This is a genomic window from Kitasatospora sp. NPDC101108 (assembly GCF_055584725.1).
In genome coordinates this window covers 75014-87822 of sequence record NZ_JBVJLM010000002.1, presented here as the reverse complement: position 1 = coordinate 87822, position 12809 = coordinate 75014, and the positions used below count along the sequence as shown (strand labels likewise).

12 protein-coding genes are annotated in these 12809 nt (G+C 74.1%); 3 read left to right on the top strand and 9 right to left on the bottom strand.

Features of this window, described 5'->3' with window-relative positions; translation table 11 throughout:
• Positions 1-87 precede the first annotated feature (87 nt).
• The gene (locus ACZ6Z8_RS05140) at positions 88-603 is read right to left on the bottom strand and encodes a MarR family winged helix-turn-helix transcriptional regulator (RefSeq protein WP_465606502.1); all 516 of its coding nucleotides are present in this window, start codon (positions 601-603) and stop codon (positions 88-90) included.
• 144 nt (positions 604-747) lie between these two features.
• Here ACZ6Z8_RS05140 and ACZ6Z8_RS05135 point away from each other — a divergent pair, with 144 nt between their 5' ends.
• A complete protein-coding gene (locus ACZ6Z8_RS05135) occupies positions 748-2205 on the top strand; it encodes an MFS transporter (protein WP_465606500.1) in 1458 nt (485 codons plus the stop codon).
• Here the strand turns inward: ACZ6Z8_RS05135 and pth are convergent.
• The 4 genes from pth to ACZ6Z8_RS05115 all read right to left on the bottom strand — a co-directional run bounded on the left by pth (position 2195) and on the right by ACZ6Z8_RS05115 (position 4954).
• Positions 2195-2779: an aminoacyl-tRNA hydrolase gene (gene pth, locus ACZ6Z8_RS05130; RefSeq protein ID WP_465606498.1), complete on the bottom strand. Its 585-nt coding sequence runs from the start codon at positions 2777-2779 to the stop codon at positions 2195-2197. The genes ACZ6Z8_RS05135 and pth overlap by 11 nt on opposite strands.
• Before the next feature lie 174 nt (positions 2780-2953).
• Positions 2954-3586: a DUF305 domain-containing protein gene (locus ACZ6Z8_RS05125; protein ID WP_465607463.1), complete on the bottom strand. Its 633-nt coding sequence runs from the start codon at positions 3584-3586 to the stop codon at positions 2954-2956.
• 83 nt (positions 3587-3669) lie between these two features.
• Positions 3670-4332: a DUF3105 domain-containing protein gene (locus ACZ6Z8_RS05120; RefSeq protein ID WP_465606497.1), complete on the bottom strand. Its 663-nt coding sequence runs from the start codon at positions 4330-4332 to the stop codon at positions 3670-3672.
• Between the two features lie 103 nt (positions 4333-4435).
• The gene (locus ACZ6Z8_RS05115) at positions 4436-4954 is read right to left on the bottom strand and encodes a hypothetical protein (RefSeq protein WP_465606495.1); all 519 of its coding nucleotides are present in this window, start codon (positions 4952-4954) and stop codon (positions 4436-4438) included.
• 328 nt (positions 4955-5282) lie between these two features.
• On the opposite strand from ACZ6Z8_RS05115, the gene ACZ6Z8_RS05110 reads away from it, so the two are divergent.
• The gene (locus ACZ6Z8_RS05110) at positions 5283-6929 is read left to right on the top strand and encodes a PP2C family serine/threonine-protein phosphatase (RefSeq protein WP_465606493.1); all 1647 of its coding nucleotides are present in this window, start codon (positions 5283-5285) and stop codon (positions 6927-6929) included.
• Positions 6930-7416: 487 nt separating this feature from the next.
• Here the strand turns inward: ACZ6Z8_RS05110 and ACZ6Z8_RS05105 are convergent, their stop codons facing one another.
• The 4 genes from ACZ6Z8_RS05105 to ACZ6Z8_RS05090 form a co-directional block, all read right to left on the bottom strand.
• Positions 7417-8016 (bottom strand): TetR/AcrR family transcriptional regulator, encoded by a 600-nt coding sequence (locus ACZ6Z8_RS05105; protein WP_465606492.1) that lies wholly within the window; start codon positions 8014-8016, stop codon positions 7417-7419.
• Between the two features lie 85 nt (positions 8017-8101).
• Positions 8102-9145 carry an agmatine deiminase family protein gene (locus ACZ6Z8_RS05100; protein WP_465606490.1) on the bottom strand — a complete coding sequence of 348 codons (1044 nt, stop codon included), beginning with the start codon at positions 9143-9145 and terminating at the stop codon, positions 8102-8104.
• 40 nt (positions 9146-9185) lie between these two features.
• Positions 9186-10907: an urease subunit alpha gene (locus ACZ6Z8_RS05095; protein ID WP_465606488.1), complete on the bottom strand. Its 1722-nt coding sequence runs from the start codon at positions 10905-10907 to the stop codon at positions 9186-9188.
• On the bottom strand, positions 10904-11614 hold the full coding sequence (locus tag ACZ6Z8_RS05090) for an urease subunit gamma (protein WP_465606486.1): 711 nt from the start codon (positions 11612-11614) through the stop codon (positions 10904-10906). The genes ACZ6Z8_RS05095 and ACZ6Z8_RS05090 overlap by 4 nt, the downstream gene beginning before the upstream one ends.
• 502 nt (positions 11615-12116) lie before the next feature.
• Between ACZ6Z8_RS05090 and ACZ6Z8_RS05085 the strand changes: the two genes are divergently transcribed.
• Positions 12117-12674, top strand: a complete 558-nt coding sequence (locus ACZ6Z8_RS05085) for an ATP-binding protein (RefSeq protein WP_465606484.1) — start codon at positions 12117-12119, stop codon at positions 12672-12674.
• The last annotated feature ends 135 nt before the right edge of the window (positions 12675-12809 follow it).

Below are 12809 nucleotides of genomic sequence, written 5' to 3'. Positions count from 1 at the left end.
GGTCGACCCGGCTCGGCCGACCGACGTCCGCCCGGCTCGGCCGCCCGCCATCCCCTCGGCGCGGCCGACCGGCAGAGGCCCGGCGACTCAGCCGACCGACGTCCCCTCGGTGAGGCTTCCCGGCTGGGCGAGGGCCCGGGCGAGCTGTTCGAGCGCGGGCAGCGCGTGGACGACGGCCTCGCGGTCGGCCGGGTCGAGGGTGCCGAGGGCGGTGGCGATCCGGCGCTCGTGGGCGTGCTGCCAGTCGTCCAGCTGGCGGCGCCCGGCCGGGGTGAGGGCGATCCGGGCGGTGCGCCGGTCGCCGGGGTCGGCCTGCCGGTCGACGAACCCGGCCTCCAGCAGTTTGCCGACCAGTCCGCTGACCGTGTTGGGGGCGAGCCGCTGGCGGGCGGCGAGTTCGCCGACCCGCAGCGGGGCCGCGGCGAGGGTCTGGAGGAGTTCGACCTGCGCCATCGGCAGGGACTCCCACGGGTAGTCGGTGCGGATGCTGCTGCGCAGTGCGCGGCGCAGCCGGGTGACGGTGTCGGTCAGCCGCCGGGCGTGCTCGACCGCCGGGTCGGGGCTTCCGGCGGCGGGGTCGGGAACGTGTGGTGACGACGGCATGGCGGACAGCGTATCGCCTGGTACGGGGCGTTCCCGGGGGGCCGTCCGCCCCTCGGACGCGGGGTGGGCGCACCGCGAGATCCTTCGTGTCGTGGCGCGAGCAAGTCGTAGAAAGAACATATCTGCATCCGATATATTCGTGACATGAACGCCACCGCCCTTGCCGCGCGCCTGCTCACCGAGCGGCCTCGGCCCCGCGGCATAGCCGGCTGGCGCCACGCCCACTGGCTGGCCGTCGGCACCGTCTGTCTCGGAGCCTTCCTCGGCCAGCTCGACGCCAGTGTCATCGCTCTGGTCTTCCCCGCCCTCGGCCGCCACTTCGACGCGGGTTTCGCCGCTGTCGAGTGGGTCGCCCTCGCCTACCTGCTCGTCCTGGTCGCCCTGCTGGCCCCGATCGGCTGGCTGTCCGACCTGGTGGGCCGCAAGACCGTGTACATCGGCGGCTTCGCCGTCTTCGGCCTGTCGTCGCTCGGCGCCGGGTTCGCCGAGAGCCTGTGGATCCTGGTCGGCTGCCGCGCCGTGCAGGCCGTCGGCGCCGCGATGATGCAGGCCAACAGCGTCGCCCTGGTCGCGCGCGGAGTCCCCGAGCACGCGATGCGGCGCGCCCTCGGCATCCAGGCCGCCGCCCAGGGCCTCGGGCTGGCGCTCGGCCCCAGCCTCGGCGGGCTGCTGGTGGAGCACGCCTCCTGGCGGTGGGTGTTCTGGGTGAACGTGCCGATCGCCGTGTTCGGCATCCTGGCCGGCTGGTACCTGCTGCCCCGCACCCGGACCTGTGCGCCCGCGCCGGTTTCGGAGCCGCGCGGCCGGGGCCCGCGCGAGCCCCGCTTCGACCTGCCCGGCATGCTGCTGCTCACCGGCGCGACCACCGCTCTGCTGCTCGCCCTGTCCACCGCCTCGGGCCTGCCGCTGCCCGGCTGGGCCGTCGCCGTCCTGCTGCCGACCGCCGCCGTCCTCGCCGTCGCCCTGGTGCGCCAGGAGCGGCGGGCGGCCCGGCCGATCCTGGCGCCCGGGCTGGTCAACACCCCGGGCGTGCGCTCCGGGCTGGTGGTCGCGCTGATCGGCTACCTGCTGCTGTTCTGCCCCCTGGTGCTCGGCCCGGTACTGCTCACCGGGGCGGGTGTGTCGACGGCCGCGGCCGGGTTGGTGGTCACCCTGCTGCCCGCGGCGTTCGCCGTCGCCGCGACGGTCGGCGGCGGGCTGCTGCCCCGGGGCTGGTCCGACGTCACCCGGTGCCGCTTCGGCGCGGGCCTGGCCGCCGCCGGACTGCTGCTGTTCGCCGTGCTGCCGGTCTCGGCCGCGGCCGTGGCGGTCCCGCTGCTGGTCGCCGGGTACGGGCTGGGCCTGCTGCTGCCCGCCAACAACGCCCTGGTGATGCGGGCGATCCCGGCGGAGTGCTCGGCCGTCGGCGGCGGCATGGTGAACATGGCGCGCAGCCTGGGCACCGCGCTCGGCATGGCGCTGTCCGTGCTCGGTGTCCACCTGGCGGGCGCAGCGTCCGGTGGGCGGACGGTGCTGGTCGCGCTGGCGGCCGTCGCGGTGGCGGCTGTCGCGCTGACCCGGCCCGCCACCGCCCGGTCGCGTCCGGCGGCGGCTACGCGCTGACGTTCAGGGCGTCCTGGGCCCGGTTCAGCCCGAGCCGCACCAGCGTCTCCAGGGCGTCCGCGCAGCGGTCCGTCACTCCCGGCATCGCGGCCAGTTCCTCGTCCGAGAACTTCTTCAGCACGTGGTCGCCGACGCTCTGCCCCTTCGGCGGACGCCCGATGCCGAAGCGCAGCCGGACGAAGTCCCGGGTGCCGAGCACCTCGCCCACCGACCGCACCCCGTTGTGCCCGCCCGGCCCGCCGCCGCGCTTCAGCTTGCCGGTGCCGTAGGCGAAGTCCAGGTCGTCCTGGACGACCACCAGGCGCTCGACCGGCACCCCGTAGCGGCGCAGCAGGGCGGCCACCGGGCGGCCGGACAGGTTGATGGACCACCACAGCGGCTTGGCCAGCAGCACCGGCCGGCCGTCCACCTCGATCTCCGCGACCACGGCGCCGATCCCGCGCCGGCGGAACCGGGCGCCGTGCCGCTCGGCCAGCCGGTCCACGGTCAGGAAGCCGGCGTTGTGCCGGGTCAGCCGGAACCAGGGGCCGGGGTTGCCGAGTCCGGCGATCAGCCAGGGCGCGTCGGTGCTCATGCGGGAGTGCTCCAGGAAGGGGGTGCGGACGGCGGACGGCCGGGGCGCGGTACGGGCGGTCGGGGGACCGCTCACCGCGCCCCGGCCGTCCGGGGGGAACGAGGGGACTGATGGGACTGATGGGACTGCGGGAACTGCGGGAACAGCGGGGAACTGCTGGACGGGACTTCGGGGTCAGGACGCGGGCACGCCGGGAGCGGCACCGCGCTCCTTGAGCATGTCGGTCATCAGCTCCACCTCGGACGTCTGGGCGACCACCATCGACTGGGCGAGCCGCTTCTCGACGTCGTTCTTCGCCAGGTCGACGTAGCCCTGGGCCATCTCGACCCCGCCCTTGTGGTGCTCGATCATCAGCTGGAGGTAGTACACCTCGGCCTCCCGCCCGCTGAGCGCGCGCAGCTTCGCCATCTGGGCGTTAATGGCCATGCCGGGCATCAGCGAACCGTCGTGCGCCTGGTAGTCGTGGTCCATCTTCATCCACGCCATCGGCTTGGCGGCCGAGTGCTGCGACAACCCCCACTGGTCGAGCCAGCCCGTCATCATCCCCCGCTGGTTGGCCTGGGTGTTGATGACGTCGAAGGCGAGGGTGCGGGTCGGCTCGTCGCTCGTGCGGTCCCGGACGATGAACGACAGGTCCACGGCCTGCTGGTGGTGGGTCGCCATGTCGCGGGCGAACCCGGCCTCGGGCGAGTCGTCCGCGGGGACGGCGATCGAGGCCGAACCCGAGGCGGACGTGCCGCCGGCGACCAGGGCCGGAACCCCGAGCGCCAGCGCGACCACGGCGGCCAGCGCGGCCGGCCACCACATCCGGCGGCGGCCGGGGCGCTCCGTGCTCGGCTCCTCCGGCGCATCCGCCGCCGAGGACTCCTCGGGACGGGTCCCGTCGGCGGTCACATCTCCCCCATGCTGCAGGAGGCGCCCGGCTCCTGGGTCTGCTTGCCCTGGACGTACTTGGTGAAGAACTGGTTGACCCGCGGGTCGCTGGCGCTGTCCACGATCAGCTGGGTGCTCCAGGCGTTCAGGGTGATGGTGCCCTGCTCGTCCGGGTACGGGCTCATCAGCGAGTACGGGGTGGCCTTGACCTTGTCGGAGAGGAGCTTGATGTCGTCCGCCGTGGCCTTGCCGTTGTACGTCACCCAGACGGCGCCGTGCTCCAGCGAGTGGACGGCGCGCTCGTTCTCGACGGGCTTGTCGTAGACGTGGCCCATGCAGTCCAGCCACACCGCGTTGTGGTCGCCGCCGACCGGCGGGGTCATCGGGTAGTTGACCTTCTCCTTGACGTGGTTGCGGCTCAGGTCGCCGAAGGTCTTCACGCCCGGGATGTCCGCGTTGGCGGCGGCCTCGCGGTCCTTCTTCTTCTGGTTCTGGTCCATGACGAGCCAGGTGCCGGTGGCGATCGCGCCGATCACCAGCACACCGGCGGCCACCGAGGCGATCACCTTGTTGCGGCGGTCGCGGCGCTGCTCGGCGGCGCGCAGCTCGGCTATCCGGGCGCGGCGGTCGACGCCGGGCTTGCCGCCGGGCTTGTTGGACTGCTTCGAGACGGAACCCATGATGGTTGTCCTTGTCCCCGCCGCGCACGGCTGGCGGCGGCGGTCGGCTGAAGAGGGGGGAGTGGCGGACCCGCCGACGGGGAGCGTCGGCGGTGGGTTCCGCTCAGGACCGGTGGACCTGGAGCTCGTGCAGATCGGGGGCCGGGCGCGGGCCGTCCAGCAGGCCCGCGGGCATCACCCGGGGCAGCGCCTCGGGCGCCGGGGAGACGAGTGGCCACGCGGCGGGCTGCGGATGCGGCGGCGGGTTCGGCAGCTGGGCGTCCTGCGGGCAGAACGGATGGCTGGAGCAGCCGTTGTTGTGCGGCGGCTGGCCGTCGGCGGTGCACAGGATCCAGTGGTCCTGCTGCTCCGCGATGCGGTGGTGGCCGTCGGAGGACCGGGTGGCGGCGCGCGCGGTGTCGCGGGCGAGCGTGGTCTGCGCGGTGGCCTCCGCCGCACTGACCACCGAGACGGCGCCCACCGGGGCCGGTCCCGGACGGGCGGACGCGTCCGCCTTCGCCAGGCCCGTACACGGCAGCGCGGTCAGCAGGGCGACCAGCAGCAGGACCAACAGCGCACCCGCCGGGCGGCCCGCCGATGCGGCCCTCCCCGGTCGGGGTGAGCTCGGGGCCGACGCGGTCATGCGCACATTTAATCAGCCGAACGGGTGAAGCGATGCCCCTCATCGGCCCTCATTTTCGGCCGCCGAGACCCCGCAATGACCAGGAAACGCCCTGATCGGGGCACATCCGGCAAGCACGGACGGAACGGATACGAACGCCGTGGTGACGGCCGTACCGCTCCGCCGCCCCGCCGCCCGCGAAGCTCCAGGTGAACGCGGTGGCCGGGATGATCCGGTCGGTGACCGGTTGTCGCCGAAACCCGGACAGGGTCGTTGCACTTGGAGACAATGACGCCAGTCCGGCCCCCTGCGGGGGCGGCGCGACCACGGACCGACCAGGAGCCGCCAGATGAGCAAGCAGGGTGCACCCGCACAGCCGCCCCGGCCCGACGACGGCTGGTGGGACACCGTCTACGACGGGCCGGCGGGCACCCTCCCCGACACCCCGCACGCCGACCCCGGCGACGGCAGCGTCGACGACTGGTTCGACACGGCGGCGGGGCTGATCGGGCAGCAGCGGACGGCGGAGCCGGAGCCGGCTGCGGAACCGGTCGCGGAACCGGTGGTGGAACCGGTCACGGAAGCGGCGGTGGCGCGGGACAGCATCGACGACTGGTTCGACACCGCGGTCGGCGTGATCGAGGGGACCGGCGGCGGCATCGGACGCCAGCGCGGCTCGACCGGGACCGCCGCCGAGGCTCCCCGGGCGGAGGCTCCCGAGCCGGAACCGGAGCCGGAACCCGAGCCGGAGCCGGAACCCGCCACGGAGGTGCTTGCCACCCCCGTCTCCCTGGAGAAGCCCGACCCCCAGCCTTCCGTGGAGCCGGAGCCGGAGCCGGAGCCGGAGCCGGAACCCGAATCCGAACCCGCACCCGCACCGGAACCCGAACCCGAACCCGAACCCGGGGCCGCCCCCGTCTCGGCCCCCAGCCCCGAACCCGTCGCCGTCAAGGAACCGGCCCCCGAACCCGAACCCGACCACGCACCGCAGCCCGACCCCGAGCCCTCCGCCTCCGCCCCCGCCCCCGCCCCCGTCCCCGACCCGCGCCTGGCCATCCGCGCCCCGCTCACCGGCAGCGGCCCCGCGGTCCCGCACGTCGGCGAGCGCCCCCCGACCTACGGTCCCGAGCCGACCGCCGTCCCCGAGGCCGACCCGGGCACCCTCGACACCGTCGTACCGGACACCGCGCTGGAGGGCGCCCAGTACGGAACGACCGTGCTGCGCGCCGTCTCCGTCCGGGGCGACTCCGCCCGCTACCGGGGCGAGCCGCGCCGGGACAGCCTGCTGGTGACCAGGTTCGGCGACGGCCCCGACGGGCTGCTGCTCGCCGTCCTCGCGGGCTACGACCGCACCGGCGGCGCCGAGGACGAGTCGCTCACCGCACAGGCCGTCGCCGCCGGAACCGGCGAGGCCTGCCGCCAACTCGCCGCCGCCATCGGCCGCAGCCGGGCCGGCCTGGCCGCCGACCTGCGCGACGGTGCCCGGGACCGCCTGCGCTACGGCCTCCAGCGCCTGGCCATCGCGGCCGCTGCCCCGCTGCGCGCGCTGACACCCCGGCAGGAGGGCGACGACACCCCGTCCCCGGCCTCACTGCACTGCCTGCTGCTGTCGCTGGACCCGGCGGCGGGCTACCGCGCCGCCTTCGGCGTCGGCCCGGGCGGGCTCTACCTGCTGCGCTCCGGCCACTGGATCGACGCCTACGCGGCCCGGCTGCTCCACCACCCGGACGGCCAGCCGCCCGTCCCGGAAGCCCCGGTACCGGACCCGCGCCCGTTCCGCTTCCGCCTCGTCCCGGCCACCCCGGGCGACATCCTGCTGCTCTGCACCCCCGGCCTGTCCCACCCGATCGCCGACGAACCCGCCGTCGCCCACTTCCTCTCCACCCACTGGGTCCACCCCCACCCCCCGGGCACCGTCGACTTCCTCCGCCAGGTCCAGGTCCGCGCCAAGGGCTACGCCGACGACCGCACCGCCGCCGCCATCTGGACCGAGTGACCGCCCCCCGGCCCACCCCGCCATCCGTCCACCGGGTTCGGCCGTGGGCCGGCACGATCGGTTCGTGAATCTCTCCGAGGGCTTGGCGGGCTGGACCGACTGGGACGGTGCTGCGTTCGTGGTGGGCCGCTCGTTGGGCCTCTTTGACGAGTCGGTGACGTTTTCGCAGGCCAAGTCGGTTTTCTGGACCGACAGTCCGTTGGGTGACGCGCTGCACGAGGTGCTTCTTCACCTGGTGGCAGCGGGGGTGCTGGTGCGACGGGAGGATCCGGACGAGCAGTCCGGTGGTCAGGACGCGGTTGGTAGGGGCTGCCGCCCCGGGGTCGGCAGGTCGGACCTCCCGCCGGGAGGCGAGCAGCTTGCAGATCGACCGCCTCATCCGCCGAACCAGCTCACCGGTGCCGCCGGGGCAGCAACCTCGGGCCGCTGCACGAGAGGTCGGCCTGGTCGACTTCCGGCGCGGGCCCGGCCTTCCTCGGGCGGGCGCTCAGCTGCGGAGGAGGACGGTGGCGACGGTGGTGGCGTGGGTGAGGGCGGTGGGGGCGTGGGTGTCGGGGAGGCCGATGGCGATGGGGACGGCGAGGCCGTCGAGGAGCGCGCGGAGCTGGGCGGCGCGGGCGGGGGCGGGGCCGGGGGTGAAGTGGCCGGTGGTGGTGCCCTGTTCGATGAGGGTGACCAGGTCGGCCTGCCAGGGGGCTTCGATCTCCTGTTGGCCCCGGCGGAGTTCGGCGCTGGCGGGGGAGCGGCCCCAGACCTCGACCCAGAGGATCCAGCGCGGGTCGCCGGGGCCCTCGGGCAGGTAGAGGCGCAGGTAGGCGTCGAGCCGCTGCCAGGGGTCGAGGGCGGGGTCGGTGAGGGCCTCGCGGCGGCGGGTGCCGAGTTGGTCCTCGCTCCAGCGGAGGGTTTCCAGCAGGAGCTGGTCCTTGCTGCCGAAGTAGTAGAGCAGGTGTCCGGCGCTCATCTGGAGCTGTTTGCCGAGGCCGGCCATGGTGAGTTTGGCGAGCCCGTGTTCGGCGATGGCGGCCCGGGCGGTGGCGAAGACCTCCTCGCGGGGGCGCGCCGGTCGGCGCGGGCGGGGGTCGGCCATGGTGGGGCTGCTTCCTGGAGGAGAGGGGAGGAGCGAAGGCTACCGGGGTGGGGGCGGCCGCCCCCACCCCGGTAGCCGACGGGCGTCAGGCCTTGGGCTGCTGCTGGGTGATGCAGTGGATGCCGCCGCCGTTGGCGAAGATCTCGCGGGCGTCGACGAGTTCGACGGTGCGGCCGGGGTAGGCCGCGGCGAGGATGTCGGCGGCCTGCTGGTCGCGGGGGTCGTCGAAGGCGCACAGCACGACGGCGCCGTTGGCGACGTAGTGGTTGATGTAGGAGTAGTCGACCGGCTCGCCGTCCTCGTCGAACAGGACGGTGGGGGCGGGCAGTTCGATGACCTCCAGCTGCCGCCCCCGGGCGTCGGTGGAGGCACGCAGGACGGCGACCAGCTCCTGGCAGACGGCGTGGTCCGGGTGGGAGGGGTCGGGCTGGACGTGGGCGACGACGACGCCGGGGCGGACGAAGGAGGCGACGATGTCGATGTGGCCGCGGGTGCCGAACTCGTCGTAGTCGCGGGTGAGTCCGCGCGGCAGCCAGACGGCCTTGGTGGTGCCGAGGAAGGCGTGGAGTTCGGCCTCGACCTCCTCCTTGGTCCAGTCGGCGTTGCGGCCCTCGCCGAGCTGGACGGTCTCGGTGACGAGCACGGTGCCCTCGCCGTCGACGTGGATGCCGCCGCCCTCGTTGATCAGCCGGGAGGCGAAGCGCTGGACGTCCGTCAGCTCGCTGATGTGCTCGGCGATGTGCTGGTCCTTGTCCCAGCGGGCCCAGGACTGGGCGCCCCAGCCGTTGAAGATCCAGTCGGCGGCGGCGAGCGAGCCCTTGCCGTCGATCAGGAAGGACGGCCCGATGTCGCGCATCCAGGCGTCGTTGAGCGGGCGCTCGACGATCTCGACCTGCTCGGAGACGTACTTGCGGGCCTCGGCGGTCTCACCGGTGTTGACGATCAGCGTGACCGGCTCGTACCGGACGATGGTGTCGGCGACGGCGGCCCAGGCCTGGCGGGCGGCGTGCAGCTGCTCGGGACCGTCGAAGGTGGGGTTGGTGGTGGGGAAGGCCATCCAGGTGCGGTCGTGGGGGTGCCATTCGGCGGGCATCCGGTAGCCGAGGGAGGCGGGCGTGGGGGTGGTCATCGCGCAGTCCTAGGAGGGTGGGGGCGGCGGGAGCCGGCGGTCAGAGGAAGTAGAGGCGGCTGAGGGAGACGCTGTCGGCGGGTTCGGAGCGCAGCGGTGAGCCGTCGAGCGAGACCAGCCCGGTCTCGGTGACGTCGACGTGGCCGACCCGGGCGTTGCGCACCATGTCGCGCGGCCCGATGCCGCGGGTGCCGCGGACGCCGACGCGGCGGCGGCGGGTGGGGAGGCCGTCGGCGGGGCGGTCGAGGTAGGCGCCGTCGGCGGCGGCCTGGGCGACGAAGGCCACCGAGATGTCCGCGGCGGTCGCGCCGTGGGCGCCGAACTGCGGGCCGAGGACGAGCGGTTCGCAGCGGTCGGTGGAGGCGTTGGGGTCGCCGACCACGCCGTAGGCGGGGAAGCCGGACTTGAGGACGAGCTGCGGCTTGGCGCCGAAGTGGTCCGCGCGCCACAGCACGATGTCGGCGAGCTTGCCGACCTCGATCGAGCCGACCTCGTGGGAGAGGCCGTGGGCGATGGCCGGGTTGATGGTGAGCTTGGCGATGTAGCGCAGCACGCGCTCGTTGTCGTCGCCGCTCTCGGTGGTCCCGTACGAGCCGGTGCCGTCGAGCGGGCCGAGTTCGGCCTTCATCTTGCCGGCCATGGCGAAGGTGCGGCGCACGGTCTCGCCGGCGCGGCCCATGCCCTGGGCGTCGGAGGAGGTGATGCCGATGACCCCGAGGTCGTGCAGGACGTCCTCGGCGCCCATCGTCCCGGCCCGGATGCGGTCGCGGGCCATGGCGGCGTCGCCGGGCAGGTCGACCTTGAGGTCGTGCGCGGAGACGATCATGCCGAAGTGCTCGCCGAGGGCGTCGCGGCCGAACGGCAGGGTGGGGTTGGTGGAGGAGCCGATGACGTTCGGCACGCCGGCCATCTTGAGGACGTTGGGGACGTGTCCGCCGCCGCAGCCCTCGATGTGGAAGGCGTGGATGGTCCGGCCCTCCAGCACCTTGAGGGTGTCCTCGACCGACAGGCACTCGTTCAACCCGTCGGTGTGCAGGGCGACCTGGACGTCGTACTCCTCGGCGACCCGCAGCGCGGTGTCCAGCGCGCGGGTGTGGGCGCCCATGTCCTCGTGCACCTTGAAGCCGGAGGCGCCGCCCTCGGCCAGCGCCTCGATCAGCGGGGCCTCGTCGGAGGACGAACCGCGCCCCAGGAAGCCGATGTTGACGGGCCAGGCGTCGAAGGCGTTGAAGGCGTGGCGCAGCGCCCAGGGCGAGTTGACGCCGACGCCCCAGACCGGGCCGAACTCCTGGCCGATGATCGTGGTGACGCCGGAGGCGAGCGAGGCCTCCATGATCCGCGGCGAGAGCAGGTGGACGTGGGTGTCGACGGCGCCGGCGGTGGCGATCAGGCCCTCGCCGGAGACGATCGTGGTGCCGGTGCCGACGACCACGTCCACGCCGTCCAGGGTGTCCGGGTTACCGGCCCGCCCGATCGAGGCGATCCGGCCGCCGATCAGGCCGATGGACGTCTTGCGGATGCCCTGGATCGCGTCGATCACCAGGACGTTGCTGATCACCACGTCGCAGGTGTCGCGGACGGCGGCGGGCTTGAGGTGGAGGCCGTCGCGGGCGGTCTTGCCGAAGCCGGCCAGGAACTCGTCGCCGGGCGCCTGGGAGTCGGACTCGACGCGGACGATCAGTCCGCTGTCGCCGAGGCGGACCCGGTCGCCGGCGCGCGGGCCGTGGACGGAGATGTAGTCGTGGGGGGAGATGGAGCTCACGAGGGCACCTCCGAGTCGTCGAAGCGGGTCAGGTAGCCGGTCGCGCGGGCCTTCTCCAGGGCGGCCTCCTTCGCGCCGGGCGCGTCCAGGGGGCCGTCCACGAGCCCGGCGAAGCCGATCGCGACCCGGTCGCCGCCGATCGGGACCAGGCCGACCTCGACGGTGGCGCCGGGGTCGAAGCGCACCGAGGAGCCGGCCGGGACGGCCAGGTGGGTGCCGTAGGCGGCGGCGCGGTCGAAGGCCAGGCGCGGGTTGGCCTCGAAGAAGTGGAAGTGCGAGGTGACCGAGATCGGCACCGCGGACGTGTTGTGGACGGGGATGAGCAGCGTCTCCTCGACCGGGTCGTAGCCGGCGCCGTCGCCGGCCAGCGCGCCGCCGGGGGCCTCGTCGCCGAGCGAGCCGGCGCCCTTGAAGGGGTCGTTGACGACGGCGAGACGGGTGCCGTCGTCGAAGACGGCCTCGACCTGGACGACGGTGACCACGTCCGGCACGCCGGGCAGCACGTCGTCGGCGGTCAGCACGGAGCGGCCGGCCTCGATGGCCTCGGCCAGGCGCCGGCCGTCGCGGGCGGCCTCGCAGACGGTGTCCGCGATCAGGGCGGTGGCCTCGGGGATGTTGAGGCGTACGCCCCGGGCTCGGCGGGCGCGGGCCAGTTCGGCTGCTGTGAAGATCAGCAGTCGGTCCCGCTCGGTGGGGGTCAGTCGCACGGTTCCTCGCTCGCGGTCGCCGGGGAGGGGGTCGGCTCGGGGGCCGGGGCTTCCGGGGGTGATGTTAGAACGTCGTTCAAACATCTCGGGTCATTGAACCCGCACGGGGGCGTCGTGTCCAGCCTTGCCGCTCCGCCGGGGTTCGGCTTGTCGGGCGTGCGGGGGGGTGAGGGTGCGGAAAAGGGGAGCGCGCGGGCGGTGGCGCGCCGTGGTGGAGGAGACGGGGCGCGCGGCCCGCGCACGGTCCGTACGGGCGCCGGGTGTGCGCGGGATCGGGTGGGGGCGGGCTCGAAAAGAGCCTCTGCGCTTCGCAAACCTGTCCGGCGCGGGCAGTTGGATCACGTGAACCTCTCCGTGCCCCTTTCACCCCACGTGATCGGACGCACACTGTTGCAAACGTCGTCAACTGGGCATGAGGATGGTGGTCAGAACGAGGGGGCCACCCGGCCGGCAGGGGGATCCGGAGGCGGGGGCCCGGATTCGAGGGCGGGGGCATGTGGTGATGGACGGTCAGTCGCGATTCCCGCGGCAGCGGACGAGTTCGGGCGACGCCTACCGGTCCGGGCCGGCCCAGGGCCCGGTCAACGGCAACGGCCCCGGCGCCGGAGTAGGGACCGGCGCCGGCACCGGAACCGGGACGACCCTGCCGGGGGCGCCGACCCCGGGGTGCTCGCTGCACCGCCGGCTGCACCTGACGCTCGACCCGGCCGACCTGGTCTCGGTGGGCGCGGTGCGGCACCGGCTGCGCGCGGCGCTGAGCCACTGGGGGGTGCCGGAGCTGTCCGACACCGCCGAGCTGCTCACCTCCGAGCTGGTCACCAACGCGCTGCTGCACACCACCCAGGGCGCGGTCTTCGACGCGGTGCTGGGCTCGGACAGCCGGCTGCGGGTCGAGGTCGAGGACGGCACGAGCCGGCTGCCCGGGCGTCGGCGCGATCCGGAGCCCGAGTACGCGACCTCGGGCCGGGGGCTGCTGCTGGTGGAGGCACTCGCGGACTCCTGGGGCGTGCAGCTGCGGGGCGACGGCAAGGTCACCTGGTTCGAGCTCGCCCTCCCGTAGGCGCGGTCCGGACCACGCGCCCCGGAGCCGCGCACCCCGGAGCCGCGCACCCCGGAACCGCGCACCCAACACCCCACGCCCGGAACTGCGCACCCCGCGTCCCGCGCCCGAAGGGTCGTTCGCCGCCGATCGATC

What these genes read in the sequence shown, in the direction of transcription:
- ACZ6Z8_RS05120 (WP_465606497.1), bottom strand. Translation starts at nt 4,332, where the DNA reads ATGGGTTCCGTCTCGAAGCAGTCCAACAAGCCCGGCGGCAAGCCCGGC.
- ACZ6Z8_RS05100 (WP_465606490.1), bottom strand. Translation starts at nt 9,145, where the DNA reads ATGACCACCCCCACGCCCGCCTCCCTCGGCTACCGGATGCCCGCCGAA.
- ACZ6Z8_RS05140 (WP_465606502.1), bottom strand. Translation starts at nt 603, where the DNA reads ATGCCGTCGTCACCACACGTTCCCGACCCCGCCGCCGGAAGCCCCGAC.
- ACZ6Z8_RS05105 (WP_465606492.1), bottom strand. Translation starts at nt 8,016, where the DNA reads ATGGCCGACCCCCGCCCGCGCCGACCGGCGCGCCCCCGCGAGGAGGTC.
- ACZ6Z8_RS05110 (WP_465606493.1), top strand. Translation starts at nt 5,283, where the DNA reads ATGAGCAAGCAGGGTGCACCCGCACAGCCGCCCCGGCCCGACGACGGC.
- pth (WP_465606498.1), bottom strand. Translation starts at nt 2,779, where the DNA reads ATGAGCACCGACGCGCCCTGGCTGATCGCCGGACTCGGCAACCCCGGC.
- ACZ6Z8_RS05125 (WP_465607463.1), bottom strand. Translation starts at nt 3,586, where the DNA reads ATGTGGTGGCCGGCCGCGCTGGCCGCCGTGGTCGCGCTGGCGCTCGGG.
- ACZ6Z8_RS05085 (WP_465606484.1), top strand. Translation starts at nt 12,117, where the DNA reads ATGGACGGTCAGTCGCGATTCCCGCGGCAGCGGACGAGTTCGGGCGAC.
- ACZ6Z8_RS05115 (WP_465606495.1), bottom strand. Translation starts at nt 4,954, where the DNA reads ATGACCGCGTCGGCCCCGAGCTCACCCCGACCGGGGAGGGCCGCATCG.
- ACZ6Z8_RS05135 (WP_465606500.1), top strand. Translation starts at nt 748, where the DNA reads ATGAACGCCACCGCCCTTGCCGCGCGCCTGCTCACCGAGCGGCCTCGG.